At 60.8% G+C, this 24,723-nt stretch carries 23 protein-coding genes; 8 read left to right on the plus strand and 15 right to left on the minus strand.

Annotation, left to right across the window (positions count from 1 at the left end; genetic code table 11):
- Positions 1–8: 8 nt before the first annotated feature.
- The 5 genes from LVE68_RS01540 to atpD are packed head-to-tail and all read right to left on the minus strand — an operon-like array spanning position 9 to position 3,074.
- Positions 9–284 (minus strand): hypothetical protein, encoded by a 276-nt coding sequence (locus tag LVE68_RS01540; RefSeq protein ID WP_232942519.1) that lies wholly within the window; start codon positions 282–284, stop codon positions 9–11.
- A complete protein-coding gene (locus tag LVE68_RS01545; RefSeq protein ID WP_232942521.1) occupies positions 277–975 on the minus strand; it encodes a F0F1 ATP synthase subunit A in 699 nt (232 codons plus the stop codon). Before LVE68_RS01545 ends, LVE68_RS01540 begins: the two co-directional genes overlap by 8 nt.
- The gene (locus LVE68_RS01550; protein ID WP_232942523.1) at positions 976–1,254 is read right to left on the minus strand and encodes an AtpZ/AtpI family protein; all 279 of its coding nucleotides are present in this window, start codon (positions 1,252–1,254) and stop codon (positions 976–978) included. It abuts the gene before it with no gap.
- Between the two features lie 6 nt (positions 1,255–1,260).
- Positions 1,261–1,671 carry a F0F1 ATP synthase subunit epsilon gene (locus LVE68_RS01555; RefSeq protein ID WP_232942525.1) on the minus strand — a complete coding sequence of 137 codons (411 nt, stop codon included), beginning with the start codon at positions 1,669–1,671 and terminating at the stop codon, positions 1,261–1,263.
- Positions 1,668–3,074 (minus strand): F0F1 ATP synthase subunit beta, encoded by a 1,407-nt coding sequence (atpD, locus tag LVE68_RS01560; RefSeq protein WP_441338253.1) that lies wholly within the window; start codon positions 3,072–3,074, stop codon positions 1,668–1,670. Before atpD ends, LVE68_RS01555 begins: the two co-directional genes overlap by 4 nt.
- Before the next feature lie 234 nt (positions 3,075–3,308).
- Between atpD and LVE68_RS01565 the strand changes: the two genes are divergently transcribed.
- From LVE68_RS01565 to LVE68_RS01575, 3 genes are all read left to right on the plus strand, one after another.
- Positions 3,309–3,800 carry a hypothetical protein gene (locus tag LVE68_RS01565; RefSeq protein ID WP_232942527.1) on the plus strand — a complete coding sequence of 164 codons (492 nt, stop codon included), beginning with the start codon at positions 3,309–3,311 and terminating at the stop codon, positions 3,798–3,800.
- 177 nt (positions 3,801–3,977) lie between these two features.
- On the plus strand, positions 3,978–5,813 hold the full coding sequence (locus LVE68_RS01570; RefSeq protein WP_232942529.1) for a DUF389 domain-containing protein: 1,836 nt from the start codon (positions 3,978–3,980) through the stop codon (positions 5,811–5,813).
- Between the two features lie 92 nt (positions 5,814–5,905).
- The gene (locus tag LVE68_RS01575) at positions 5,906–6,919 is read left to right on the plus strand and encodes a zinc-dependent alcohol dehydrogenase family protein (RefSeq protein ID WP_232942531.1); all 1,014 of its coding nucleotides are present in this window, start codon (positions 5,906–5,908) and stop codon (positions 6,917–6,919) included.
- A gap of 45 nt (positions 6,920–6,964) precedes the next feature.
- Here the strand turns inward: LVE68_RS01575 and LVE68_RS01580 are convergent, their stop codons facing one another.
- Complete coding sequence (locus LVE68_RS01580) at positions 6,965–7,834, minus strand: LysR substrate-binding domain-containing protein (protein WP_232942533.1); 870 nt, start codon at positions 7,832–7,834, stop codon at positions 6,965–6,967.
- Between the two features lie 144 nt (positions 7,835–7,978).
- Here LVE68_RS01580 and LVE68_RS01585 point away from each other — a divergent pair, with 144 nt between their 5' ends.
- Together LVE68_RS01585 and fghA are read left to right on the plus strand one after the other, a co-directional pair.
- Positions 7,979–9,106, plus strand: coding sequence for an S-(hydroxymethyl)glutathione dehydrogenase/class III alcohol dehydrogenase (locus LVE68_RS01585; RefSeq protein WP_232942535.1), 1,128 nt, complete (start codon positions 7,979–7,981; stop codon positions 9,104–9,106).
- A 13-nt stretch (positions 9,107–9,119) separates the two neighbouring features.
- Entirely contained in the window at positions 9,120–9,992 is an 873-nt protein-coding gene (gene fghA / locus LVE68_RS01590; RefSeq protein WP_232942537.1) for an S-formylglutathione hydrolase, read from the plus strand.
- Between the two features lie 38 nt (positions 9,993–10,030).
- Here the strand turns inward: fghA and LVE68_RS01595 are convergent, their stop codons facing one another.
- The 6 genes from LVE68_RS01595 to LVE68_RS01620 form a co-directional block, all read right to left on the minus strand.
- Positions 10,031–11,464: an aldehyde dehydrogenase family protein gene (locus LVE68_RS01595; RefSeq protein ID WP_232942539.1), complete on the minus strand. Its 1,434-nt coding sequence runs from the start codon at positions 11,462–11,464 to the stop codon at positions 10,031–10,033.
- A gap of 50 nt (positions 11,465–11,514) precedes the next feature.
- Entirely contained in the window at positions 11,515–13,155 is a 1,641-nt protein-coding gene (locus LVE68_RS01600; RefSeq protein ID WP_232942540.1) for an acetolactate synthase large subunit, read from the minus strand.
- Between the two features lie 54 nt (positions 13,156–13,209).
- Positions 13,210–14,214 carry a glutaminase A gene (gene glsA, locus LVE68_RS01605; RefSeq protein ID WP_232942542.1) on the minus strand — a complete coding sequence of 335 codons (1,005 nt, stop codon included), beginning with the start codon at positions 14,212–14,214 and terminating at the stop codon, positions 13,210–13,212.
- Between the two features lie 95 nt (positions 14,215–14,309).
- Positions 14,310–14,807 carry a hypothetical protein gene (locus tag LVE68_RS01610; protein WP_232942544.1) on the minus strand — a complete coding sequence of 166 codons (498 nt, stop codon included), beginning with the start codon at positions 14,805–14,807 and terminating at the stop codon, positions 14,310–14,312.
- An 85-nt stretch (positions 14,808–14,892) separates the two neighbouring features.
- Entirely contained in the window at positions 14,893–15,633 is a 741-nt protein-coding gene (locus LVE68_RS01615; protein ID WP_232942546.1) for a ZIP family metal transporter, read from the minus strand.
- Positions 15,634–15,808: 175 nt separating this feature from the next.
- A complete protein-coding gene (locus LVE68_RS01620) occupies positions 15,809–16,726 on the minus strand; it encodes a pirin family protein (protein ID WP_232942547.1) in 918 nt (305 codons plus the stop codon).
- A 261-nt stretch (positions 16,727–16,987) separates the two neighbouring features.
- Here LVE68_RS01620 and LVE68_RS01625 point away from each other — a divergent pair, with 261 nt between their 5' ends.
- The 3 genes from LVE68_RS01625 to LVE68_RS01635 all read left to right on the plus strand — a co-directional run bounded on the left by LVE68_RS01625 (position 16,988) and on the right by LVE68_RS01635 (position 19,234).
- Positions 16,988–17,839, plus strand: coding sequence for a mechanosensitive ion channel family protein (locus LVE68_RS01625; RefSeq protein ID WP_232942549.1), 852 nt, complete (start codon positions 16,988–16,990; stop codon positions 17,837–17,839).
- Between the two features lie 144 nt (positions 17,840–17,983).
- On the plus strand, positions 17,984–18,580 hold the full coding sequence (locus LVE68_RS01630; RefSeq protein WP_232942551.1) for an FMN-dependent NADH-azoreductase: 597 nt from the start codon (positions 17,984–17,986) through the stop codon (positions 18,578–18,580).
- A 156-nt stretch (positions 18,581–18,736) separates the two neighbouring features.
- Entirely contained in the window at positions 18,737–19,234 is a 498-nt protein-coding gene (locus LVE68_RS01635) for a nucleoside deaminase (protein WP_232942554.1), read from the plus strand.
- A gap of 4 nt (positions 19,235–19,238) precedes the next feature.
- Here LVE68_RS01635 and LVE68_RS01640 read toward each other — a convergent pair whose 3' ends face one another.
- The 3 genes from LVE68_RS01640 to LVE68_RS01650 all read right to left on the minus strand — a co-directional run bounded on the left by LVE68_RS01640 (position 19,239) and on the right by LVE68_RS01650 (position 24,619).
- Positions 19,239–21,575: a TonB-dependent receptor gene (locus tag LVE68_RS01640; RefSeq protein WP_232942556.1), complete on the minus strand. Its 2,337-nt coding sequence runs from the start codon at positions 21,573–21,575 to the stop codon at positions 19,239–19,241.
- Positions 21,576–21,623: 48 nt separating this feature from the next.
- On the minus strand, positions 21,624–22,418 hold the full coding sequence (locus LVE68_RS01645; RefSeq protein ID WP_232942558.1) for a DUF547 domain-containing protein: 795 nt from the start codon (positions 22,416–22,418) through the stop codon (positions 21,624–21,626).
- A gap of 125 nt (positions 22,419–22,543) precedes the next feature.
- On the minus strand, positions 22,544–24,619 hold the full coding sequence (locus tag LVE68_RS01650; protein WP_232942560.1) for a TonB-dependent receptor: 2,076 nt from the start codon (positions 24,617–24,619) through the stop codon (positions 22,544–22,546).
- Positions 24,620–24,723: the final 104 nt, after the last annotated feature.

Raw genomic sequence — 24,723 nt, forward strand, 5'->3', positions numbered from 1 at the left:
CCCTCCTGCTACGACGCCGACTCGAGCAGGTATTCCAGCAGTGGATTGCGGAACAGGATGATCAGCGCAATCACCAGCACATAGATTGCCAGGGATTCAATCATAGCCAGGCCGATAAACAGGGTACGCATGATCGAACGTTCTGCTTCCGGCTGTCGAGCCAGGGCATCCAGCGCGCTGCTGATGGCCCGCCCCATGGCAAATGCGGGAAGCAGCACGCCAATCGCGATGCCCAGCATGGCTGCGATGGTTGAAAGCAGCGCAAACCAGGATATGTCATTCATCGCGCTCTCCTTGCGGCTGTTGCCTGAGTTGTTGGGACTGAAGCCCACCGGCAATATAGATCAGCGCCAGCATGCCAAAGATATAGGCCTGTACCAGGGCTTCGACAATATGCAGCATCAGTATAGGAACCGGGGCCAGGAATCCCGCTACCAGCAGTATCAGCAGTGCCGCCATTTCCAGGCTCATGATGTTCCCGAACAGGCGAACTGCCAGTGCAACCGTGCGGGTGACCTCGCTGATCAGGTGGAACGGCAACAGCAAGGGGCTGGGGGTCAGGTAATGGCGCAGGTAGGGTCTCAAACCCTGGCTGCGGATACCGAACCAGTGCACTGAGAGGAATACCAGTATCGCCAGGGCTGCGGTGGCCGACAGGTCCCGCGTCGGTGAATGGACCCCGGGCAGCAGGCCGCAGAGATTGGCCACCACCAGGAAGATCCACAGGGTGGCAATAAACGGCAACAGCAGTCTGACATGGTCCGGCGCCACTGCGCGGATGGCACCCTCTATGGCCCCGACGACCCCCTCGGCCACAGCCTGTGCAGGGCCGGGTCGTTCCCGCAGGCGTCCCGAAATCAACCAGGCCATCAACCAGAGCCCCAGCATTACTGCCCATGTGGTCACTACTGTGCCAGTGACCTGGACCGGTCCCAGATTGAAGAATACGGTGGGAAAGAGCTCGCCGTCGCGCATTCACTTTTCCCTGATCAGCAGGTAGACATTGGTGGCGCCTACCACCAGCCCGACAAAAATAAGGCTCAGGGTCCAACGGGTGGAGTAGCCCCCGGCCAGGCTGTCCAGCCAGAGCCCCAGGTAGGCACCGCCGACGACCGGCAAGACAAGCACCAGACCCAGGGTGCCAATATAAATGGTCTGTGCGAAAAGGGTGGGCCGTTCCCGCTCTGCCCTTCGCATTCTCCGCGCCTGGCGCTCGACCCTGTTCTTCAGGGCCCTGTCGTTGTCTTCCCTCATTGTGGTCTACTCCTGCAGGATCTGCTGATGGCCCGACTCCCAGAGACGCTTGAGCAACGATTCCTCAAGGCGCCGGAGACTCTCTTTCATATCCTGCAGCGCCCGCTCTTCCTCCAGTAACTGCTCCTGCAGCAATCCGGAGATCCGTTCGTAATCCCTGTCGACCATAAAGTGCCGGGTGCAGACCTGCAGCCGGTTGTCGAGAAAATAGAGCAGCCCGCCGGGCAGTGCCAGGTAGTGCCATTCCCCGTCGATACAGCGAAAGCGGCTCAGGCCGAACACCAGGGAAGTTATGCAGCGCATATGGCCGGCGAGGATACCGAAGCTGCCGGATGCATCCTCACCGACGAAAGAAATGACACCCTCGACCTTCCGCAGCTCGGTGGCGGAAAGCAGTTCCAGGGTAAAGCTGTTCATTTTGCCCGGTCCCGCATGCTGCCGCGCATGTAGCAGTCGTCTTCCCCCAGCTCATCATAGTCGCCACGCAGGAAGGCCTCGCAGTCCGCAAGGGTTTCCTCCAGGGGGACAGAGACGCCTGCGATACCCGTGTGGGAGGCGATGACGTTAAAGGGTTGGGTCAGGTAGCGTTGCAGTTTACGGGCACGCAGCACAATCCGTCGATCCTGCCGGGACAGCTCCTCGATACCCAGCATGGCGATAATGTCCTCCAGCTCCCGGTAGCGTGCCAGGTGTTCGCGCACTCCCTCGGCCACTGCATAATGGTGGTCGCCGACAGTCTGGCGGTCCATCGCGCGGCTGGCGGACTGCAGCGGCTCCACAGCCGGGTAGATCCCCTTCCCCGCCTGCGCCCGGGATAGCACAACCGCAGAGTCCAGGTGGCCCAGGATCGCGTCCACCGCCGGGTCGGTCATATCGTCGGCGGGCACATAGACTGCCTCTACCGCGGTAATCGCCCCTGAGCGGGTGGAGAGTATGCGCTCCTGGAGCTCGGCCACCTCACTGATCAGGGTGGGCTGGTAGCCGACCGTGGCCGGCATTCGGCCAAGCAGGCTGGAAATCTCACTGCCGGCCTGTACGAAGCGGAAGATATTGTCCATTACGAACAGTACTTCCCTGGCCACGGAATCGCGCAGGTACTCGGCGTAGGTAAGCGCCGACAGGCCGATGCGAAAGCGCACCCCCGGCGACTCGTCCATCTGGCCAAAGCACATCAGGGTCTGGTCCATAACCCCCGCCTCGCGCATCTCGTGCCATAGCTCGTGCCCCTCGCGAATCCGCTCTCCCACACCAGCGAATACAGAGACGCCGCTATGGAGAGCGGCCACGGCGTGCATGAACTCCATCACCAGCACGGTCTTGCCTACACCAGCACCGCCGAACAGCCCTGTCTTGCCGCCGCGCACGAAGGGGCACAAAAGATCGATCACCTTGATACCGGTCTGGAGGATGTCACCGGTATCGACCGCATCCCACAGGGCAGTCGGTGGCGTATGAATATTCCGATATTCATCCGTTTCAAGCGCAGGCGCGCCGTCGAGCGGTTCACCAAAAATATTCAACAGGCGTCCAAGGCAATCGATGGAAACCGGGACGTGCAATGGCGCGCCGGTATCGTAAACCGGCCTGCCCCGGCACAGCCCGCCGGTGCGGTGCAGGGTAATGGCCCGCGCGTGATGCTGGTCCAGGTGCTGGTGGACTTCAAACAGGTAAGTCTCACCATCGACAAAAGCCTTCAATGCCCTGCGCAAAGGCGGGAGCCGCTGGCAACGGATCACCACCACCGGGCCGTGTACCTCGGTAATGACACCGATTTGGGCTGCCGGGGTGACGCTGCACTCATCAGGACTTAACTGATCCACAGTTCTCCTACTCGCCGAATCTGTTCCCCACAGGATAGAAACACCAGGGGTGCGCGAGCGACTTATCGACAGGGAGGGCAAATCATTGCAGCACCGGGCGCCTGTCTGCCCGTAAGCCTTGCCCCCAGCATAGCTGCACATCCCGGTATATTGGCAGCCAAATGCGCAGCTTTCAGGCCCTTCAATTGATAATTCTGTCAAGCTTCTCCGGAGCAATCCGAATGGGCCGTTACCATGAAAACCGTTAGTTCGATCGGGAAGATACTGCTCCTGCTATTGACACCACTGGCGGTGAGCGCCGAGCCAGAAGAGAAACAGGCCGTGGAGACCTTTATCAGTGAGTTTATGGAGGATTTCTCTGACAGCAGCCTCGCGCCAGCCAGAGTAGCTGATGAGTACTTCGCCGGAGCACCGGTTTTTTACGTGGGCGAGATGCCCGGGCTGAGTGATAGCCCGGAAATTAGCGCGGTGATGTTGAATGTTTTCCGTGAAAAGTTTCATGTTACTTCCCACCCCTTCACCAGGCATGTAATAGAGACACTGTCGGTCGGCGATGATGGAACTGCCGCGATTCTTGTCGCCTTTCGCCGTCCCCACGAAACAAATCCCCGAGTGGACGATTTCTGCAATATCTTTAGCCTTGCGAAACTGGGTGGCGCCTGGAGGATTACCACCTGGTCACTCTTTGCATTGGGCGGCGCTCCGGACTGCTCCCGGCGGTTTTAGCTAACCCCCCCCAGGCAAGTTTGGTGCAAACTGGTTCGCCTACCACCCTTTCATGTCGCGTATTCGCGCTCACCGGCCAGCCGCGGTAAACGGTTGCTCGGGAAGGGCTATATTGAACTCGCTCGGCCTGTTTTTTTGCCAATAATCCACCGAAGCCACGCAGTTGAGGTTGACTCAATGGCCGTCCTTGCCCTGATCAGAAATCACCGGGAACTCGGTCAGGTGCTCCCTCTGGCAGCGGAGGTCGCACAGGCGCGCGATACGTCTGTTTGCGCTCTCTGCTGGCAATACGCTGAAGCTCCGCCTCCAGGCGGGGAATCCAGAAACAGCAGCCTGAGTGAAGCGGCCAGCCGCTACCTACAGGAGCATCAGCAGGTACCTGCACTCGCGCGACTGTCGAAGTACGACAACTGCGAGATACGTGTCCAGCCGTCTCCCGATGCAACTGAGAGTGCGCTTGAAATTGCGAAACATGAGGAAATCCAGTTCCTGGTCGCCACCGCAGATGATCAGGACGGTGCCGAGGGCGCAACCTACGCTACCAATAGCCTGCTGAAAAAGGCCCCCTGTAGTGTGGCCATTCTGTTTGGCGGCCCCGCACGCACCAGCCAAGCCAGGAAAATATTTGTCCTGGCTGATGACAACCCACACGATGGCGCGGCCCTTTTCCTGGCGCACCAGCTGGTAGAAGCCAACCAGGGTGAAATAACTCTTGCCCGCACTGAGGCCGATTATGAGGATGTGAATATAGAGGTCGGCCAACAGGGCTTGAATCAACTGATACGGGATACCGGCCTGGAAGATAGTGAGCACATTGAATGCCAGATCCTGCGCAAGAGTCAGCGCGCAAAAAATGCCAGGACAATGGACGCGCACGACCTTGTGCTGGTCGGAGCCAACTCCAGCTTTGTGAGCACGATCATCGAATTCACTCGGCACCCTGCGGTTGCGGTGATCAAGCGCGCCCCGGCGCTGAAACCCTGGCGGCATGGCACTATCGGTGAGGAGTGGAACCCGCTTCTCAGCCCCGCGGATTACGCCGACCTGCTTGGCGCCTTGCGCCGCGGTTCGCTGTTAACCCTCGATTTCCTGATTATGCTGGGCCTCGCGACCATCGTCGCATCCATGGGGTTACTGCAGGACTCCCCGGCGGTAGTGATCGGCTCTATGTTACTGGCCCCGCTGATGACCCCGATGCTCGGCTGCGGTATGGCGCTGGCGCAGGCCAATCCGAAACTGGGAAACACCTCGCTGGCCTCCATCGGTTCGGGCACGCTCCTGACCGTATTGATCAGTTTCGTGATCGGTGTGCTGACTCCCGGCGTCGAACTCACCCCCCAGATTTATGCCCGGGGCGCGCCGAATGTGCTCGACCTGGTAATTGCCGCAGCATCCGGTGCCGCTGCCGCGTATGCATCTGCGCGCCCCAACCTTGTCGGTTCCATCGCCGGTGTCGCAATTGCTACTGCACTTGTGCCGCCCCTGTGTTCAGTCGGCATTTCCATTGCCTATTTACAGTTCGGTAATGCCAATGGTGCGGCATTGTTGTTCCTAACCAACTTTATCGCCATCGTACTTTTCGCAGCCCTGACCTTTCGATCGATGGGTGTCCGTACGACACGAACGCGCTCTCGGCAGCGTCGATGGGTGGCTGCTACTGTGGCGGTAATGGCGCTGGTAACAATTGTGTTGCTCGGCCCGTTGAAAGTCTCTCTGGTCAGGGACCTGCTACAGGGCAAACCAAAACCCAATCTGTACCCCCTGTCCCGAACGGTGATCGAGCCCCTGAAAGATTACGTAGAGGAAAACCCCGACGTTGAGATTTTAACCGCGGGCCGCCCGGCATCACCCTACCACCGTTCGGATGTGGTCCTTGTGATCGGTGCGCCATTTGACCTCGACAGGCAATATGCGCAGGAACTGATCAATATAGTGAGACGGGAGATGCGCGACCCGAACCTCAAGATCGAGGTGCACTGCGTGAGGGAGTTGTGGCAGGAGAGTAGCAACTGAATTGCATAGCCCTGTATAGGGCGGGATCCCGGCCGGGGCACACCATTGCGGGTATTCACAGCCCTGCCCTACATAGATGAAAGGAGAGGAAAATGAAGGCTTTTGTCGTAAAGGCACCCGGCGGGCTCGACCGGCTCGAAATCACGGAGAGGCCGGACCCGGGCGAACCCGGCCCGGGAGAAATCCGGGTCGCACTGCATGCCACGTCTCTCAATTTCCACGATTACCTGGTAGCTGCCGGGCAGATTGCCACGGAAGACGGCCGGGTACTGATGTCCGACGGCGCAGGTACTGTGGAGGCTGTCGGCGAGGGCGTCACCGAATTCAGTCCCGGTGACCAGGTTGTCTCCTGTTTCTTTCCGCAGTGGTCCGATGGGCATGCAGGGCTGGGCGTTGGCAGCTTCGCCGGTACCCCCGGGGATGGCATCGATGGCTTTGCCGCGAGTCACGCGGTGCGCCCGCAGAGTGCCTTTACCCATGCACCCCACGGGTGGAGCCACACAGAGGCGGCAACCATTACCACCGCCGGGCTTACCGCATGGCGTGCACTGGTTGTCGATGGGGGACTCAAGGCGGGTGACACGGTACTGACACTGGGAACCGGGGGCGTGTCCATTGCCGCCCTGCAAATCGCCAGGGCCATGGGCGCCAGGGTTATCGCCACTTCGTCTTCCGACGAGAAACTGGAGCGCGTCAGCGACATGGGCGCCGGTCACACCATCAACTACAAGCGTGAGGAAAACTGGGGCAAAAAAGTACTGGAACTCACCGACGGCCGGGGTGTGGACCACATCGTAGAGGTCGGGGGGCCCGGCACCCTTGAACAGTCCATCAAGGCAGTCCGTATCGGCGGGCATATCGCCCTGATCGGTGTATTGACCGGCACATCCGGCGAGGTGCCCACCGCGATGCTGATGGCCAAGCAGGCTCGGCTACAGGGGTTGGTCGTGGGCAGCCGCCGTAACCAGCAGGAGTATGTGGCCGCGCTCAACCAGACAGGAATCCGCCCGGTAATTGACCGCACTTTCCCGTTCGAGGAGCTGGGTGACGCTTTCCGCTATGAGGAGAGCGGCGCGCACTTTGGCAAGATCTGTGTAGAGTGGTGATGCCGGTGCGGCCCCCCCCCTGCAGAGCCGATGCCATGTTCCGGGCTAACCGATAAACTCGCCCAGGTAGTCCAGCAACATGCTCACCTTGGGCGACAGGTGACGGTTGTGGGGGTAGACGCCCCAGATACCGTCATCCTCCTCCCGGTAGTGCTCCAGCAGGGAAATGAGGCGGCCTGAACGCAAGTGTTCGTCGACGTAGTAGTCCGGCAATTGCACGAGACCGATCCCCTTCAGCGCCGCATCTACCAGCGCCTGTCCACTGTTGCAGCGGATACTGCCACTCACCCGGATATCCCTCGATCGCCCCTGCTCCCGGAAGCGCCAGTATTCGAGGGTCCCCGGCAGGCAGTTGTGTTGCCCCAGCTCCGACAGGCTGTGGGGTTCACCGTGGGCGGCCAGGTAAGCGGGGGAGGCGCAGACATACAACGTGCGGGATCCCAGTCGCCGCGCCATCATGCTCGAGTCGTCCAGCTTGCCCAGGCGGATGGCGAGATCGTAGCCCTCCGCCACCAGGTCCAGCTTCTGGTTGGTCAGCTGCATATCCACTTCCAGCTCCGGGTAGCGGAGGGCAAAATCATTTACCAGTGGCGCCAGTGTGGTCTCGCCGTAGGTGACGGGGGCGGTCAGCCTGAGCCGGCCCCGTGGCACCTGCTGCAGGTCGCTTACAGCCCGCTCAGCCTCCTCAAGGCCGTCGAGAACCTGGCGGCAATGCTGGTAGTACACCTGCCCCACCTCTGTCACCGACACCTTGCGCGTGGTGCGATACAGCAGTTTGGTCGACAGCCTGGACTCGAGGGCGCTGACCTGCCGACTGACCTGGGCGGTGGAGATCCCCAGCCTGCGGGCGGCGCCGGTAAAGCTGCCGGCCTCGGCCACTGCGACAAATTCACTGACTCCTTCCCACTCGCGCATTGCTTGCCCCATCAATACTTCGCCACAATTATTACCACCTGGTAAATATGATTTACCAAAAGCGCCGATTATAACCCGAATGGAAACAGTTAGACTGCCCGCCATATCGCGGCATACCGCCGCCCTATTACCGAGGAGAGCCTTATGACCGGGACCATCAAAGCCAGGGCCGCCGTGGCCTGGGGAGCGGGACAACCGCTATCGGTGGAGGAAATTGATGTGATGCCACCGCAGGCCGGCGAGGTCCGCATCCGTGTGGTTGCCTCCGGGGTGTGCCACACCGATGCCTTTACCCTGTCCGGTGACGACCCGGAAGGTATTTTCCCGGCCGTTCTCGGCCATGAGGGAGGCGGTATTGTGGAATCTGTGGGTGAAGGCGTGACCAGCCTGGCAGTAGGCGACCATGTGATCCCTCTGTACACACCGGAATGCGGCGAATGTAAATTCTGCCAGTCCGGCAAGACCAACCTGTGCGGCAAGATCCGCGAAACCCAGGGCAAGGGGCTGATGCCGGACGGCACCACCCGTTTCTACAAGGATGGAGAGCCGATTTACCATTACATGGGTTGCTCAACCTTCTCCGAGTACACGGTGCTGCCGGAAATATCGCTGGCCAAGGTGGACAAGGCGGCACCACTGGAAGAAATCTGCCTGCTGGGCTGTGGTGTCACCACCGGTATGGGCGCGGTAATGAATACCGCAAAAGTTGAGGAGGGAGCGACCGTCGCCATCTTTGGCCTCGGCGGTATCGGCCTGTCGGCAGTGATCGGCGCCACCATGGCCCGGGCCGGGCGTATCATTGCCATCGACATCAATGAGGGCAAATTCGACCTGGCCCGCCAGCTGGGTGCCACCGACTGCATCAACCCGAAGCACTACGACAAGCCGATCCAGGATGTGATCGTCGAGCTGACCGATGGGGGCGTGGACTATTCCTTCGAGTGTATTGGCAATGTCGACGTGATGCGGTCCGCGCTGGAATGCTGCCACAAGGGCTGGGGTGAATCGGTCATCATCGGTGTGGCCGGGGCCGGCCAGGAAATCTCCACCCGTCCGTTCCAGCTGGTCACCGGCCGGGTCTGGAAAGGCACCGCTTTCGGCGGGGTCAAGGGACGTTCCGAACTACCCGAGTACGTGGAGCGCTACCTGGCCGGAGAGTTCAAGCTGAACGATTTTATCACCCACACCATGGGATTGGAGGCCATCAACGAGGCCTTCCACCTGATGCACAGCGGCGAAAGCATTCGCTCCGTGATCCATTTCGATCACTGACCGGGGCCTTCCCATGACCTTTGAAAACCTGAGCAGTAACAAGAGCTTTGGCGGCTGGCACAAGCAATACCGCCACCGCTCCGATGTACTCAACTGCGATATGCGCTTTGCCATCTACCTGCCGCCGCATGCGGCAGATGGCCAGCGGGTGCCGGTGCTCTACTGGTTATCCGGCCTGACCTGCACGGATGAGAATTTCATGCAGAAAGCCGCCGCCCAGCAGATTGCCGCAAGGCTGGGCATGGCGCTGGTGGCGCCGGACACCAGTCCGCGAGGCGAGGCGGTAGCCGACGACGAGGGTTACGACCTGGGCCAGGGCGCGGGGTTCTATGTCAATGCCAGCCGCGATCCCTGGAGCCGTCACTACCACATGTACGACTACGTACTCGATGAGCTACCGGCCCTGGTCGAAGAAATGTTTCCCGTAAATGACAAGCGGTCCATCAGCGGCCACTCCATGGGTGGCCACGGAGCCCTGGTGCTGGCGCTGCGCAACCCCCGGCGGTTCCATTCAGTGTCTGCATTCAGCCCCATTGCCAACCCGGTCGACAGTACCTGGGGCAGGAAGGCATTTACGGCTTACCTGGGAGAGGACACCGCGGGTTGGGAAGCCTACGATGCGAGCCTGCTGATGCGTAGTTTTGCGAACGAGGCACAGGTACCGGCACTGGTGGACCAGGGTCAAGCCGACAACTTCCTGTCAGAACAACTGAAGCCGGAAGCACTGCAGATGGCAGCGCTGGTCAGCAACTACCCGCTGCAATTACGGCGCCATGATGGTTATGACCACAGCTACTTTTTTATTGCCAGTTTTATTGGCGAGCACCTGCAGTTCCATGCACGGCATCTGGGACTCCAGGCACCTGCACCGGGTAGCTGGAGCTGACAACCGCTGGCACCAACTGGCCGGGAGGCTGGCTGGTGCTACCCCGCCGGTGTACGAATCGCCAGTAGGCGCTCCTCGGTCATGTCGGCAATCGCCCAGCGAATGCCCTCGCGGCCCAGGCCGGAGTCCTTGACCCCGCCATAGGGCATATTGTCGACCCGCCAGCTGGGGACATCACCGATAATCACGCCACCCACCTCGAGCTGGTCCCATGCTTTCTGCGCCCGGTAGAGGTCGCGGGTAAATATGCCTGTCTGCAGGCCAAAGGCGCTGTCATTGACCCGCGCCAACACGTCGTCGAAGTCTTCGAAAGACTCGAGGACAGCCACTGGGCCAAAGGCTTCTTCCTCTACCACTGCGCAGCCCCGGGGCACATTCTCCAGCAGGGTCGGGTCCAGCATGGCCCCGTCCCGCTCGCCACCGCACAGCAGTGTTCCACCCTGCTCTACCCCTTCCCGGATCCAGTTGTGCAGTCGCGTGGCTTCCCCTTCGGAAATCATCGGGCCGATAAAGGTTTCCTCGTCGTGCGGGTCCCCCTTGACCAGCTGCCGCGTGCGTTCGACCAGCCGTCGCTTCAGCTCTGCATAAATACTGCTGTGCCCGTATATCCTCTGCACACCGATACAGCTCTGGCCGGACTGGTAAAAGGCACCGAAAACCAGGCGCTCGACCGCGTCGTCCAGGTCGGTATCCGCATCCACTACACAGGCCGCGTTGCCCCCCAGTTCCAGCACCACTTTCTTGCGTCCAGCACGGGCTTTGAGGTCCCAGCCGACGGCCGGTGACCCGGTAAAACTGAGCAGTTTGAAACGATCATCCACGGTAAAGAGGTCGGCGCCCTCCCGGTGACAGGGCAGCACCGAGAAGGCTCCCTTTGGCAGGTCCGTCTCCGCCAGGACCTCGGCAATAATCAGCGCGCCCACCGGCGTGCGACTCGCGGGCTTGAGCACAAACGGGCAGCCGGCGGCGATCGCCGGCGCCACCTTGTGGGCGGCCAGGTTCAACGGGAAGTTAAATGGCGAGATAAACGAACAGGCCCCCACCGGTACACGCTTGACAAAACCGCGATAGCCCCTGGCACGGGGAGATATTTCCAGGTTGATGACTTCGCCATCGATACGTACCGACTCCTCTGCGGCTACCTGAAAGGTGTCGATCAGCCGCGTAACCTCGCCGCGGGCATCCCCGATGGGTTTGCCGGCCTCGATGCAAAGTGCCTCGGCCAGCTCGTCATAGCGCTCCTTAAAACGTGTGACACAGTGGTTGAGTACCGCCTGGCGCTCGTACGGTGCCATTGCGGCCATCGGTTTCTCGGCTTTCACCGCCCAGTCGATGGCCCTATCGATGGTTTCTGTCGCTGCCAGCGCCACCCGGGTGGCCACATCCCCGGAATATTTATCGAGCACTTCCAGGTCGGTGTTGGCCGCCACCGCCTCATTGGCCAGGTAATAAGGATAGGATTCCCGGAGCATGCCGCTCTCCTTCTGGTATTGTCAGGTGGCCCAGCCGGGCTGGCCATTAATCACAGCTTGCCGGACAGCTCACGAATTTCGCGGTTGAGTATGCGATCGTTGTCCGCGTAATCGACCTGCACGTCGATCAGGTGCACGCCGCCCTCCTGACAGCACTTCCGGATCAGTGGCTTGAGTTCGGCGGTGGCCTTGATGCGATGGCCCCTGGCCCCGTAGGCCTCCGCGTAAGCAACGAAATCCGGGTTGCCGAAGTCCAGCCCGAAATCGTGGAAGTCCATCTGCTTCTGCTTCCACTTGATCATGCCGTAACCATCGTCGCGCAACAGCAGGATGATCAGGTCCTGCTTGAGCCGTACGGCAGTCTCCAGCTCCTGGGAGTTCATCATGAAGCCGCCGTCACCACAGATGGCCATCACCTTGCGGTCCGGGAAGACCAGCTTGGCCGCCATGGCCGATGGCAGGCCGGCACCCATGGTGGCCAGGGCGTTGTCCAGCAATACGGAATTGGGGGAGTGCGCAGGATAGTTACGCGCGAACCAGATCTTGTACATGCCGTTATCAAGGGCAAGGATGCCGTCCTGCGGCATGACATCGCGGATTTCCTTCACCAGGCGTTGCGGCTTGATCGGGAAGCTGTCATCGCCACAACCATCGTGAATATGTTTCTGCAGCGCATCACGAATCCGGTGTGCGTCGGAAAAACTCCAGTGATCCTGGGGTTCCAGTCGCTCTTTCAGCTGCCACAGGCTGTTGGCGATATCGCCTACCACCTCGATCTGCGGGAAATACACCGGGTCCACCTGGGCTGAGTTGAAGTTGATGTGCACCACCTCGGCACCGCCGGGGCGCATAAAGAATGGCGGTTTCTCCACCACATCGTGGCCGACATTGATAATCAGGTCGGCCTGGTCGATGGCCCGGTGCACAAAATCGTGATCGGAAAGTGCGGTGTTACCGATAAAGTGCGGACCCGACTCGTCGATCACACCCTTGCCCATCTGGGTGGTAACCGCGGGAATGCCCAGTTTTTCGACGAACTCCCGCAACATTTTGGCGGTCAACTTGCGGTTGCCCCCCGCACCAATCAGTAACAGCGGTCTGCGCGCGGCGGTGATCGCCTCCGCTGCCTGGCGGATCGCTTTTTCTTCGGCAATGGGCCGGCGGGTATAGCTGGGCTCCAGTACCGGCATGGTGGAATGCTCGTGGGCAATATCCTCGGGCAACTCCAGGTGCGTCGCGCCGGGGCGCTCCTCCTGCGCCTGGCGGAAAGCCTCCCGCACATGGGCAGGCACATTGTCACCACTGACGATGGTGCGCGTGAACTTGGTCAGGGGCTGCATCATGTCGACGATATCGATAATCTGGAATTGACCCTGCTTGGAGCTCTTGATGGGTTTCTGTCCGGTAACCATCACCATGGGCATGGCGCCCAGCTGGGCATAGGCGGCGGCTGTCACCAGGTTGGTGGCGCCGGGACCGAGTGTAGACAGGCACACAGCGGATCTGCCGGTCAGCCGGCCATAGGTTGCAGCCATAAAGCCCGCAGCCTGCTCATGGCGCGTGATAATGAGCTCGATCTTCGAACCGCGGAGGGACTCCAGTAAATCGAGGTTCTCCTCGCCCGGGATGGCGAATACATATTCAACGCCCTCGGCTTCCAGTGCGCGTACAAACAAATCGGATGCTTTCATTGACGTCTATCCTGTTACTCTTGTGACTACTTATCGCTCTGCCTTACAGATATATCATTGTCGCGGCTTGGATGCGAACAGGTTGAGCGCCATGCGCTCGGAGAGGTAGCGGGTCACCTGGAGCCCCTTGATACTGTTACCGGCGTCATCCAGGGGCGGGGAAAAGGTGGCCAGGCCGCCCTTCCCGGGGATCACCGTAATCAGCCCCCCGCTGACACCGCTCTTGCCGGGCAGCCCGGTCTCGTAGAGCCAATCACCAGTCAGTTCATACAGCCCGGCGGTTGCCAATACCGCCAGCACCCGCTTGGATACAGCGGTACCCACGACGCGCTCACCGGACAGCGGGTTCACACCGCCGCCGGCCAGTGTGGCACTCATTACTGCCAGGTCCCGGGTCGTGACATTGATAGAACACTGTCGTGTGTAGACATCCGTTGCCTCCATGGCGTCGCAGTACATCCGCTCATATCCCTCGAGCAATTTAGCGACGCCGCGATTGCGCTGGTTGGTCGCCATCTCCGAGTTGTAGGCAGTTTCATTAATTTCCAGTCGGCGACCCGCGAAGCGGGACAGACCGTCTAGCACAAAACGCCATTTTTCCTCCGCGGTCTTACCCGGCGCCAGGCTGGTGGTGGCAATGGCACCGGCATTGACCATGGTATTGGTAAGGCGATCGGGGCTGAGTTCCAGGGCGATCACGGAATCGTAGGGCATGCCGGTAGCGTTGACGCCAATCTTCCTGCGGGCCTCCTCCACGCCTATGGCCTGGCATACCAGGGCGAACACAAAGGGTTTGGACACGCTCTGGATCGTGAAAGAGTGATCCGCATCACCTTCTGCATGCTGGGTGCCATCGACGCTGGTGATGCACGCGCCAAACAGGTCCCGCGGCACCTCTGCCAGCACCGGGATGTAATCCGCCACCCTGCCCTCGTCGCCAACCCGGTACAGCTCATAGGCATCGTGTAGCATGGCCGCTACCGTGCCGGCGGCCGGGAGGCTGCCGGTGGAAATAATCGAGGTCTTTTCCTGGGCCTCTGGCGGTAGGGGTTCGTGCATGGCGAGGGGTCCGGTGCCTGGCAAATCGGGATGCGGCTGCCGGACCAGTCTAGACCAGGGAGCGCCCTGTCTCGCAGCCGCAGCCGCAGCAGGACTCAGGGACGATAGTGGCTGGGCAGGTGCGAGAGGTTATCCAGCTCGCACTCCTCACTGTAGTGAATCAGCGCGCGCTCTATCCTGTCTGGGATATGGTTACGCAGCTTCCCGGTCTCGGCGATGATCGCCTCCTCAATATCGCTCAGCGAAACCTGCATCAGGTCATAGCGGACAAGCACCTCTTCCCCTTTAATCCAGAGACCGTCGATACCCTTGAGTGACTGAACTGACGCCATCACCCGGTCACGGGCCTCTGCATTGAGCTTTTTCGTCAGCCTGATCCTGTGGGCCTTGAACACAGCGGTACCGAGCTGTTTCTCCGCCAGCCCGAAGGTGGCCTCACCCACATACAGGTGTGGCCAGCGCTGGAAGCGGGAACGGCAGTGCTCGGAGCAGAAAGAATACTTGATATGCCGGTGTTGCCAGCTGTGAGCCCCCTCCGGCACCGTGGCACCGCAGACCGGGTCGCGCGACTGTCCAAGCAATGAGTGAGCCATCGGCTGTACCGTTGTGTTCGGGTGTTCGTGCTATCCGTAGTTTAGCAAGGGGCCGACACCATGCCCGGGACCCCCCGGCTAAAGGTCAGTGTGCAACATAGCGTGCCAGGGCGAACATCAGCAGCAGCCCAAGGGCAAAGAAACCGAAATGGACCGCCGCGGCGCCGGCGCCCCCGCGATGCTTGATTTCCGGGATCAGGTCCGAGGCGGAGATGTAGATAAAGCTGCCAGCCCCGAACAGGACCAGTGTGCCCAGGTCAAAGTGGCGCGACAGCAGGTAAGCCAGTAATGCGCCCAGGGGAAATGTCAGGCCGGAGATAAAGTTCCAGGCCAGCGCCCGGCGGCGCGACCAGCCACCGTGTACCAGCACTCCAAAATCCCCAAGCTCCTGGGGCACCTCGTGTGCCGCAGCGGCAAGCCAGGCGGCAATACCTGCGCGCGCATCAATCAGGAAGGTGCTGGCAACCGCCAGCCCGCCGATAAAGTTATGGATCCCGTCCCCGAGCAGGATCAGGTAGGTGACCGGCTCCCGGCTGTTGGAGTGGGTGCCATGGGAGTGGTGCCAGCTGAGTAACTGTTCAAGCAGGAGGAACGTACTGAAACCAACCAGGACCCAGAGCCCCGCATTGAGCGGTCGAACAGATGCCAGCCCCTCGGGCAGCATGTGGAAGAAGGCCCCACCCAGTAGGGTTGCCGCCGCCAGGGACACCAGCGGCAACAGGATCCTCTCCAGGGTGGCTTCGCGCATCAGCAGGCTGATGGCACCGGACATGGCGATGCCACTCATCAGCAGTCCGCCCCCCAGGATCCAGGGGAGTTCAGTCATTGCACTCATGGGTCGCCGGGGTTGCAGGATGCCTTGCCATAGCGGTTGTTCCCTGGTCCATATCCCCCGCAAGGATAGGTCCTCCCCCTGAGTCGCCAGCTTATTCCGGGGGCAGCTTTCGTTAAATTGCTATCAGCCCCGTGGGTGGCTGCGGGCGTACCGTGCGCCCGGGTGGCTACTTATCCGGGAAGGGTATGTACTCTTCCTCATCACCGGGGACCCTGGCGAAATTGCCCTGTTTCCAGTCATTCACAGCCTGGTCGATCCGTTCAGCCCTGCTGGATACAAAGTTCCAGACAATATGGCGCCGGTCGAATGGCTCGCCACCGATGATCGCAATGCGACTCTCCTCGGCAGCCACGAGTTCCACGCCGGACTCCTGGCGGAAGACCGCCATGCTGAATTCCGGTATCTCCATATCGCGCGCATTGAGCTTTCCGGCGGCCACATAGACGGCCCTTTCCTCGACATCCGGCAGGGTGATCCGCTGGCCGGCCTGCAGGTGTGCCTCGACATAAAGGGTTTCCGCATAGGTCTTTACCGGGGATTCGACACCATAGGCGCTGCCCATGATCACGCGGACCGGCACATCGTCCACGGTAATGGCGGGGATCTTCTGTGACGGGTAATGATGGAACTCGGGGGCAATCTCCTCCTGTCCCTTGGGCAGGGCCAGCCAGAGTTGCAGCCCGTGCAGGCGGTGGGACAGGCTGCGCACTTCGTCGCGCTCCCGCTCCGAGTGGACAATGCCACTGCCGGCGACCATCAGGTTGATGTCCCCGGGCCTGATCGGTTGCAGGCTGCCCAGGGAATCCCGGTGCAGGATCTCCCCCTCGAACAGGTAGGTGACGGTACAGATACCGATATGCGGGTGCGGCCTGACATTGATTCCCTGCCCCGCAGCAAAGTCAGCCGGGCCCATATGGTCAAAGAAAATCCACGGCCCCACCATTTGCTGTTCGCGGCTGGGCAGTGCGCGCCGTACGGAAAAACCACCGAGCTCCCGCGATTTTGGCTCGATAATTTCGGCGATGGCGCCGCAACCCACAACGAAATCGCACTCCTGCTCCGCGGTCCTGGTCAGATTGCTCACGGTTGTTCCCCTGCTCTGCTGCTGTCGATGAATCCTGGTTATTTGATTCCGTTCCCCGGCTGCCCGGGACATATGCATTATGCGGGGACGGAGCCGCATCTGCTTCGCAATCTATCGAACTCAAGGTTCGAAAGGATCGATAGTCCCTGAAAGCCAGAGTCTATCCTTTTTAGAGTCATCGTCGTCTGTCCTTGTGGCATGCAAAGCATTAATATGCCCGCTCACCAGAGATGACCAACCTGTAGTGAAGATGGGGTATCAATGCTACAGCAACTGCTAGAAAACAAATTATTGCTGTCAATACTCGTTATTGTCGCAATCCTGATGCTGCGGTTCCTGCTGGGTTTTGTATTTGCCCGCCAGAAACGCTGGGCAAAACAGGATCGCCGTCGCCGCATCAACACTGTCCATAATCTCAGTAATCTCCTGATCGTCCTCGGGCTGGTTGCGGTCTGGGTATCGGAGTTGCGGGAATTTGCCCTGTCCATCGCCGCCTTCTCCGTGGCGATCGTCATCGCCCTGCGGGAGGTGGTGCAGAGCCTGGTGGGCAAGATTTACCAGGCCAGCATGCGATCGTTCCAGGTGGGCGACTGGGTCAAGGTTGGTGACCAGTTTGGTGAGGTCATCGACAGCGACTGGCTGAGCACGACCTTGCTGGAGATCGATCCCCACGGGCTGGGCAGTGGCTATACGGGTATCACCCTGTATATCCCCAACAACGTGTTTTTCACCAAGCCAGTGAAGAACCTCAATTTTATGCGCCGGTATATCGAGCACTCGTTCTCGATCGTGCGCGAGAACAAGGGAGGCAACCCTTTTGCCGCCAAGGAATTCCTGCTGGAGCGCATCCGCGAGCACAGCGAGGCCTTCCACGAGGTGGCGGCCCGCTACTGCCAGATGATCGAGCATCGCACTGGCGTCGAGCTGGTGGGGACGGACCCCAAGATCAGTTTTACCACCAACGAGTTCGGCCATGATGTTGTCACCATCACCCTGTTCTGCCCCCGGGAAGAGGCGCACGATATCGAGCAGAATGTGACCGAGGACCTTTATAACTTCTGGTACAGCGGGCCCCAGAACCAGCTGGCGACCGGGGAGTCTGGCGAGGCCTGATCCCTGCAAGCCAGCGGCCACCGGCAGGCTCGGGGTTCATTCTAAAAAGTAGGTGTCTTCTACCTGAATTTTGCGATTTTCTGTCGAATTCCTGAGTGTTTAAATGCCTCCATCAAACGCAGCACTCCGATGGAGGTACAAGCAATGACCCGTTTACTGAAAATCAAAGCCAGCCTGTTCAACAATGATGGCCAGTCTTCCCAGCTGGTGGACGCCTATGCCGACAAGTGGCTGCAGGAGCACTCCGGCGCTACCGTTACAGAGCGCAACCTGGCCGATGAGCCGGTGCCCCACCTGGACCAGGCGCGCTTCGGCGCTTTCACCACCGCACCCGAAGAGCGCAATGACGCCCAGAGCGACGTAGCTGCTTATTCGGACCAGCTGATCGGTGAAGTGCAGGAGGCCGATATACTGGTGCTGGGCGTACCTATGTACAACTTCAGCGTGCCCTCGACCCTGAGCGCCTATTTCGACCATATCGCCCGGGCCGGTATCACCTTCCGCTATACCGCCAACGGACCGGAGGGCCTGCTGAAAGGCAAGAAAGCGGTGGTGTTTATTACCCGCGGTGGCGTTTACGGTCAGGATCACGCGCAGACAGCCTATCTTCGTCAGTTCCTGGGCTTTATAGGTATTGAGGACGTGGAGTTCGTCCACGCCGAGGGCCTGGCCATGGGGGATGACTCAAGGGATGAGGCTCTGAATGCGGCGCGCGAGCGTATTACTGAACTCGCGGCCTGATACCATTAACGACGACCGGCGGGGCCTGATCGGGCACCGCCGGCCCCACCTCGCAACCGCCGCGACTCCCCCTCACTGATTCGCGCTCTATATTCCCGGCCCCCACTACTCACCGCCAGTTCCACTAGGCTTTGGGAATGGCAGGAGGCAGCCGGCATGCGATCAGATCCCGACAACAACTCAGCAGAAAAGCACCACCGGCAATACCTCGAGCGGGCCGTGGCCCTGGCAGACGCCAATGTAAGGGAGTCGGGCGGGCGGCCATTTGGCGCTGTGCTCGTCCACGACGGGCGGGTGATTGCCGAGGGCGTGAATACCATCCACGAAAACAGCGACCCTACCGCACACGCGGAATTAGAGGCGATCCGTGCGGCCACCACCGCTGCGGGTGACCCACGGCTGGACGGCACGGTGATGTACGCAAGTGGACATCCCTGCCCCATGTGCCTGGCGGCCATGTACCTGTGCGGGGTGAAGCGCGCCTATTACGCCCTGTCCCAGGAGGACGGCGAGGCCCACGGTCTCTCGACCGCAGATATTTATGCCGAGCTGGCGCGGCCCGCCGGGCAGCGTACCCTCAGGATGATCCATATCCCGCTCGACCACGGCCCGGATCCCTACACCAGCTGGAGTGCGCTGCAGGAAAGGTCCTGACGCCTCAGAAGCGGTGCGTTAACGCCAGATCGATATGCCGGGGTAATTCCGGGAATACCAGCGTGGAACCGAAATAGCCCCCCTCGAATACCGGAGCCCAGTTCTCCTCGTCAGTCAGGTTGAAAATATCCAGCCGCACGGCAGTGTTCTGCTGGTTAAAGCGGTACTCGATATTGGCGTTGAGGGTGAACTGCGCAGGTATCTCCACGGTCTGCAGGTAATCCAGCGGGTAGCTACCGGAAAATACCGCGGAGCCGCCGAGAGACCATGCCTCGTTTAACCGGTAGCCCGCAGCTGCGGATGCTGTCCATTCCGGCAGGCCCTGCAGGCGGGCATCTGCTGGGGCGAAGCCGGCAAAGTTGGGCGCCCCCAGCCCGGTTCCCGCCACAATATCCGGGCGTGAATCGTCGAAGGCATCCAGCACCTGCTGCGAGTCCTGGAATGCAGCGGAATTGTCAAAATTTGCCTCCAGGTAGCTGGCGCCGGCACTGGCCCAGAGTTTCTCGCCCCGGTAGAAGAGCTGCATCTCGAGTCCCTGCGTGCGAATCCCCGAGTTACTGCCGTCGCGGTTGCGCAGGCTGCGGGTCTGGTCGAACAATGCCGCATCGGCATACCAGGGGCTCCCATCGGGCTGGTACTTCAGGCCCACCTCATACAGCGTGTTTTCAGTGGCAAAGTTCAGTGGACTGATGGTGTTGTTACCGGACAATACATTGCCGCCCCCCAGGCTGTTGGACGTGGACTCCTGGTAGGCAAGCGTGGCATAGCCGGTGAAGGCTTCCAGGGGGCGGTAGTGAAGGCTGGCGCTGCCGGACTTCAGCCAGTCGCTGTAATCGTCACTGGCACGCTGCACTCCTGCCGGGGCCAGCGGGTCCCGCGCCTCCACATCGTAGTAGTCGCCGCGCAGCCCGGCTGTGATCCAGAGCCGTTCGGTAAGATCCTGGCGATGCTGCACAAACAGGCCGGTCTGCAGGCTGCTGGAATCGGTGGTGTCGGACAGGTTGAAGTCGCCCGCCCCGCCTCCGTCGAGGTCGTACTGGCCGCCGGGTGACACGAACACACCGGGCCGCAGCTCCACCAGCCGGGCCTTCTGCGCATCGGTCAGCGGGATGCGGCGGTTTTCCAGTGGCCCGGTGAGGTCGATGGGCAGGTCCGCCTCGGTGGTGAACTGGCTGTAGCCCAGCACATCGTTGTAGCGCAGGCCGATACCGGCGACCGTATCACCGAAGTGGAGTTCTGTCCGGTTCTCCAGGGTATCTGCCCCGTCGATAATCTCGACAAAACTGTTCTGCGCTATCTCCTCCCGTTCCAGGTGCTCATAATAGGTACGGTTAATCAAGGCCAGCCCGTCTCCCAGTTCACGTTGATAGACGGAATGCAGTAACAGGGTCTCGGCGCCATTGATATCCAGCGGATCGGTGAGCACGGTACTGCGGTCTATCTCCACCAGGCCGGCGGGACTTACGATTGCGCCGGCGCCGGGAACAGTGGAGCCATCGGGCCGCACGCCCTGTCCCTGGACGTAGAGGCCGTCATCGATCAGCTGCTGCGTGGGGCGGTTGATACCGGCGTTGTCGGTCCACTCGACGTCGTAGTATTCCAGCGATACATTCCACTCACTGCTGCTGTCGGGCCTGAGGCGATAAGCGAGGAACAGGTTGTCACTGTCCATCCCGGCGTAATCGTAGAAGCTGCCCTCGTCGCGGTGCTCATAACTGGCCCGTACCGCCGAGCGGTCCTGCTCCAGTACCTGGGAGTAATCCAGCTGGCTGCGGTAGCGATCCCATTCGCCGCCGCGAACCTGTACAGTGCCGCCGGAATCATTTAGGTCCGGACGCTTGGGTTGCAGGTTGACGAAACCACCGGTGCGCTGGGTGCTTCCGAGGATCACAGAGGGTGTGCCGCGCACCACGTCCACCTGGCCTACGGCATTGAATGAGAGGGGAATTCCCAGGCCGTTGTTACCCACCTGCCGACGCATGCCGGCTTCAAAGACCTCACCCAGCTGGCCCCGCAGTGTTGGCAGGCTGGGCGCACCAAAACCGGTTGCGCCGTAGGTATTCGGCGTGACGCGCTGGAGATCGCGCAGGTCCTCCACCGCCACCGCCTCCAGCAGCCACGCGTCGATAGGGGTGACCGAGCGCGCGATATCCTCGCTGGTAAGGCCGGAACCGAAGGCATCGCTGACGGTATTGTCCGCAATTCCCGCACGGGCCGGGTCATCCTGGCTGCCTACTACCTCCACCAGTTCCGGCTCTCCCTCCTGGGCGATGGCCGGGGCGGCGGCAAGCAGCAACACGGAGAGCGCGATGGGTTTTTTGCGGAAGGTAATGTCGGTCATTCCTGGCCTCTGTTGGTTATCCAGAATTCTGTCTGGTTGTCTTGTGTGTCACCGGCGGTTGTTATCGTTCAGGCGCCAGTCGTATTCGAGATAGATGATATCCATTTCATTGGCCCGCAGGGCCGCAGCCTGTGCGGCACTCAGGCCCAGTGCCTCGCGGTAATCCAGCAGGAACTCGCCAAGACTACTGTGGCCGCGCCAGCCTCGACTGAAGTCGTCGCGATACCACTCGAATATCGGTGACAGCCTCAGCCCCCCTGGAGTGGCGCGGTTGCGCGAGCGATCCGACAGGAACCGGCGAGCCTGCTGCTCCAGTTGCTGTTCCAGCCGCTCCCCGGTATAGGCCTCCTCGCGCAGCATCGGGCAACCGACACTCGCACAATTGACGGCGAAATGGATGCGGGGCTCATTGAAATCCCGGCGGATCATGCCGTGCTCAATCTCGTCCAGAGAATACCTGCGGCCGAACAGGGCGACGAACTCCCGGCGCCAGGGTGCACCCGGAAGCCAGCCGATATCACGGATGGAATCAAGGCCCGGGTATTCTGCCAGCACCAGCTGGATGGTCGCGGCATTATAAGCGTTGATGAGGAAAGCCAGTTGGTCAGCCTCTTCCCAGCCATCAAAGGTATTCCGGTCCACCTCGGCCAGTTGTGCCAGGTAACGGACCAACTGTTGCCGGTCTGCCTGCATTCCCCTGTAATCCACGGTAGAGGAGTGACCGCCATCAGCCAGGATTACATGATCCTGCAACAGGTTCGACCAGATGTGGTGATCCGGAACAGTGGCCCGGGCCAGGGTAAACTGGCTCAAGAGCAGGATGATAACGAGAATACGCGGCATCGGGTGACTCTTATCGATCGCTGGTGACGGTTTCCGCCTATGCTGGAACAAGAGTCGTGCCGGGCGCTGATTTATTACAGTCAATCGCCACTGCCATTATCCGGGTCCTCGATAGTATCCGGCTGTCACAGCTGCAATGCTAACTCGGCATAGAGAGACCGTGATTCCCCGGGGAAGTACCGGTCGCCACTGAAGTTACTGAAATCCGCACGCTCCGCGTATTCCTCATCCAGCAGGTTGAGTAACCGCAGGCCTACTGACCAGCCCTCGCCCAGCTGCCGGGTGGCGCGCGCGTGCAGCAGGTCATGGCCCGGGTAGCTGTGCTGGTTGAGTGGATCTGTGTAGTAGCGCCCCTGGTGCAACCATTCGAGTTCCACCTGCGTGGCGGCATCCGGCTGCCATTGGAGCCGGGCCGAACCAAAACTGCGCGGCGCGGAGTCCAGCAGCCTGCCATCCAGGGCGATTCCCTCTAGCAGTCGCTCATCGTCGAAGCGGTGCTCCGCATAGCTCGCTGACACATCCACCAACCAGTTCGGTGCCAGCTGGTAACCCAGTGCCAGCTCCAGGCCCTGATGGCTAGTGGTCCCGCCGGACCGGTTAAAGAAGTCGGCATCGCGAAAGATCACATTGTGCTTCTCCATGGCATAGCCGACCAACTCGTAGTCGATGCGACCTCCCCCACCCCGCAGCCCAAGTTCGACGCTGCGAATCTCCACGGAGTCCAGGTCAGCCACTTCCTGCTCCCGCTGCAGGCGGTAGAGCTCCGTCGCCTGGGGGGCACGAAAACCGTGGGCCAGGTTTGCGAACACTTGATGGGCAGGCGTCCAGTCGTATACCAACCCCAGCTGCGGTGACCAGTTTTCAAAGCCATCGCGACGATCGGCGGGACGGCTATAGCGGCAGCCGCCAAAACCACAGCTGCTGCCATCCTCGCGGGATCGGCCGGCCAGCATGTGGTTGTCATAGTCATAGGACAGGCTTTCCAGCCGCAGCCCCGCCTCCAGGACCAGTTGTTCCGTCAGCCGCAGGGATGCCAGTGCATAGGGCGACAGTAACAACGCATTGACTCGATAATCGTAATGCCGACCCGGTGGCACGGTTTCCGCCAGGAATTCGGATCCTGTGGCAATGCCGGACTGAGACTGGCGCAGGGAGGCCCGGGTATATTCCCCATCGAGGCCCGTTGCGACGCGGAGCGAATCACTGACTGGCAGTATAAGGCTGGTCCGTACACCGGCGCTGCGATGGGCTGTTTCTTCGAGGGGCTGTCCGGGCAGGAAGTGCTGCAGGAACTGCATGTCCCCGTAGCGGGCGTACGGCGTGACCTGCAGGGAATAGCCGTCGCCCCACTCGGTTGCCATGCTGTGCGACAGGCGTGCGGTGCGCACATTGCGAAAGGCCTCGGGGTTTGGGTTTGAGCGCCGCAGCGTGACGTCCCGGTAGGCTTCCTCCCCCACCACATAACCGGCGGTCTCCTGCTCCAGGTTGGTGGCATTGAAGCGGGTCTCGGAACTGGACTGCCCCCTGCGGTGCACCACGGTCAGCTTCTGCTGGTCATAACCGGAACTGGCCCGGTAACCGCCGTCACTGGCCAGGGAGATGGCGGTAAGCAGGCCCGACTCAGTCCCGGTAGCAGTGGGGACACGGCTGGAGAATTTCCAGCGGTCGTTGGGCCCGGCTTCCAGGCTCATGGCTCCGGTGTCCCCGGATTGGTACGACGGGCCCAGTACATTAATCACCCCGTGCATGGCGCCCGCCCCATGTAAGGTGCCCGCCGGTCCACGCACTACCTCGATACGCTCTGCCTGCTCACTGTGTGCCGCAAACAGTTCATTCACATTACAGAAGCCGGCGGGAAACAGTGGGATGCCGTCCTGCATGGCCAGCACGCTGCCGCAGGCACCGGCGCCAGTCAGTACCGGTGAACGGAGTGCCGGCAGGTATTCCTGCCCGTTACCGCGGCTCAGGTTTGCCCCGGGAACCCGTGCCAGGCTCTGCTGGATATGGCTGTGGTTCACCAGTGCCAGCGCATCGGCACCCAGCACCGCCATGCTGCCGGCGTAGTCAGCCCGACTGCTGTGCAGCGGGCTGCCGGTGACCACCACGGTTTCCAGCTGGCCACGAACTTGCTCCACGGCCTGGTCGCTGGCAAAAGCGTCCCCGCTCAAAAGTAACGCCGTCACGAGTGCCGCCCTGCGCATCCCGGTCTCCTGTTGCGATTATTTGCTGCGCATTCTAACGCACAAAAAAAAACGCCGGCGAATGCCGGCGTTTCCAATCAGGCGGGATGCGCCTGTTGTCAGGT

Source organism: Microbulbifer sp. YPW16, assembly GCF_021290385.1.
Classification (GTDB): Bacteria; Pseudomonadota; Gammaproteobacteria; order Pseudomonadales; family Cellvibrionaceae; genus Microbulbifer; species Microbulbifer zhoushanensis.

Bases quoted from the DNA above. Each gene is read 5' to 3' on its own strand.
- glsA (WP_232942542.1), bottom strand. From the start codon at position 14,214: ATGCACGAACCCCTACCGCCAGAGGCCCAGGAAAAGACCTCGATTATT.
- LVE68_RS01650 (WP_232942560.1), bottom strand. From the start codon at position 24,619: ATGCGCAGGGCGGCACTCGTGACGGCGTTACTTTTGAGCGGGGACGCT.
- LVE68_RS01540 (WP_232942519.1), bottom strand. From the start codon at position 284: ATGAATGACATATCCTGGTTTGCGCTGCTTTCAACCATCGCAGCCATG.
- LVE68_RS01595 (WP_232942539.1), bottom strand. From the start codon at position 11,464: ATGCTCCGGGAATCCTATCCTTATTACCTGGCCAATGAGGCGGTGGCG.
- LVE68_RS01615 (WP_232942546.1), bottom strand. From the start codon at position 15,633: ATGACTGAACTCCCCTGGATCCTGGGGGGCGGACTGCTGATGAGTGGC.
- fghA (WP_232942537.1), top strand. From the start codon at position 9,120: ATGACCTTTGAAAACCTGAGCAGTAACAAGAGCTTTGGCGGCTGGCAC.
- LVE68_RS01625 (WP_232942549.1), top strand. From the start codon at position 16,988: ATGCTACAGCAACTGCTAGAAAACAAATTATTGCTGTCAATACTCGTT.
- LVE68_RS01635 (WP_232942554.1), top strand. From the start codon at position 18,737: ATGCGATCAGATCCCGACAACAACTCAGCAGAAAAGCACCACCGGCAA.
- LVE68_RS01645 (WP_232942558.1), bottom strand. From the start codon at position 22,418: ATGCCGCGTATTCTCGTTATCATCCTGCTCTTGAGCCAGTTTACCCTG.
- LVE68_RS01575 (WP_232942531.1), top strand. From the start codon at position 5,906: ATGAAGGCTTTTGTCGTAAAGGCACCCGGCGGGCTCGACCGGCTCGAA.
- LVE68_RS01565 (WP_232942527.1), top strand. From the start codon at position 3,309: ATGAAAACCGTTAGTTCGATCGGGAAGATACTGCTCCTGCTATTGACA.
- LVE68_RS01610 (WP_232942544.1), bottom strand. From the start codon at position 14,807: ATGGCTCACTCATTGCTTGGACAGTCGCGCGACCCGGTCTGCGGTGCC.
- LVE68_RS01640 (WP_232942556.1), bottom strand. From the start codon at position 21,575: ATGACCGACATTACCTTCCGCAAAAAACCCATCGCGCTCTCCGTGTTG.
- LVE68_RS01545 (WP_232942521.1), bottom strand. From the start codon at position 975: ATGCGCGACGGCGAGCTCTTTCCCACCGTATTCTTCAATCTGGGACCG.
- LVE68_RS01600 (WP_232942540.1), bottom strand. From the start codon at position 13,155: ATGAAAGCATCCGATTTGTTTGTACGCGCACTGGAAGCCGAGGGCGTT.
- LVE68_RS01585 (WP_232942535.1), top strand. From the start codon at position 7,979: ATGACCGGGACCATCAAAGCCAGGGCCGCCGTGGCCTGGGGAGCGGGA.
- LVE68_RS01550 (WP_232942523.1), bottom strand. From the start codon at position 1,254: ATGAGGGAAGACAACGACAGGGCCCTGAAGAACAGGGTCGAGCGCCAG.
- LVE68_RS01570 (WP_232942529.1), top strand. From the start codon at position 3,978: ATGGCCGTCCTTGCCCTGATCAGAAATCACCGGGAACTCGGTCAGGTG.
- LVE68_RS01580 (WP_232942533.1), bottom strand. From the start codon at position 7,834: ATGCGCGAGTGGGAAGGAGTCAGTGAATTTGTCGCAGTGGCCGAGGCC.
- LVE68_RS01630 (WP_232942551.1), top strand. From the start codon at position 17,984: ATGACCCGTTTACTGAAAATCAAAGCCAGCCTGTTCAACAATGATGGC.
- LVE68_RS01555 (WP_232942525.1), bottom strand. From the start codon at position 1,671: ATGAACAGCTTTACCCTGGAACTGCTTTCCGCCACCGAGCTGCGGAAG.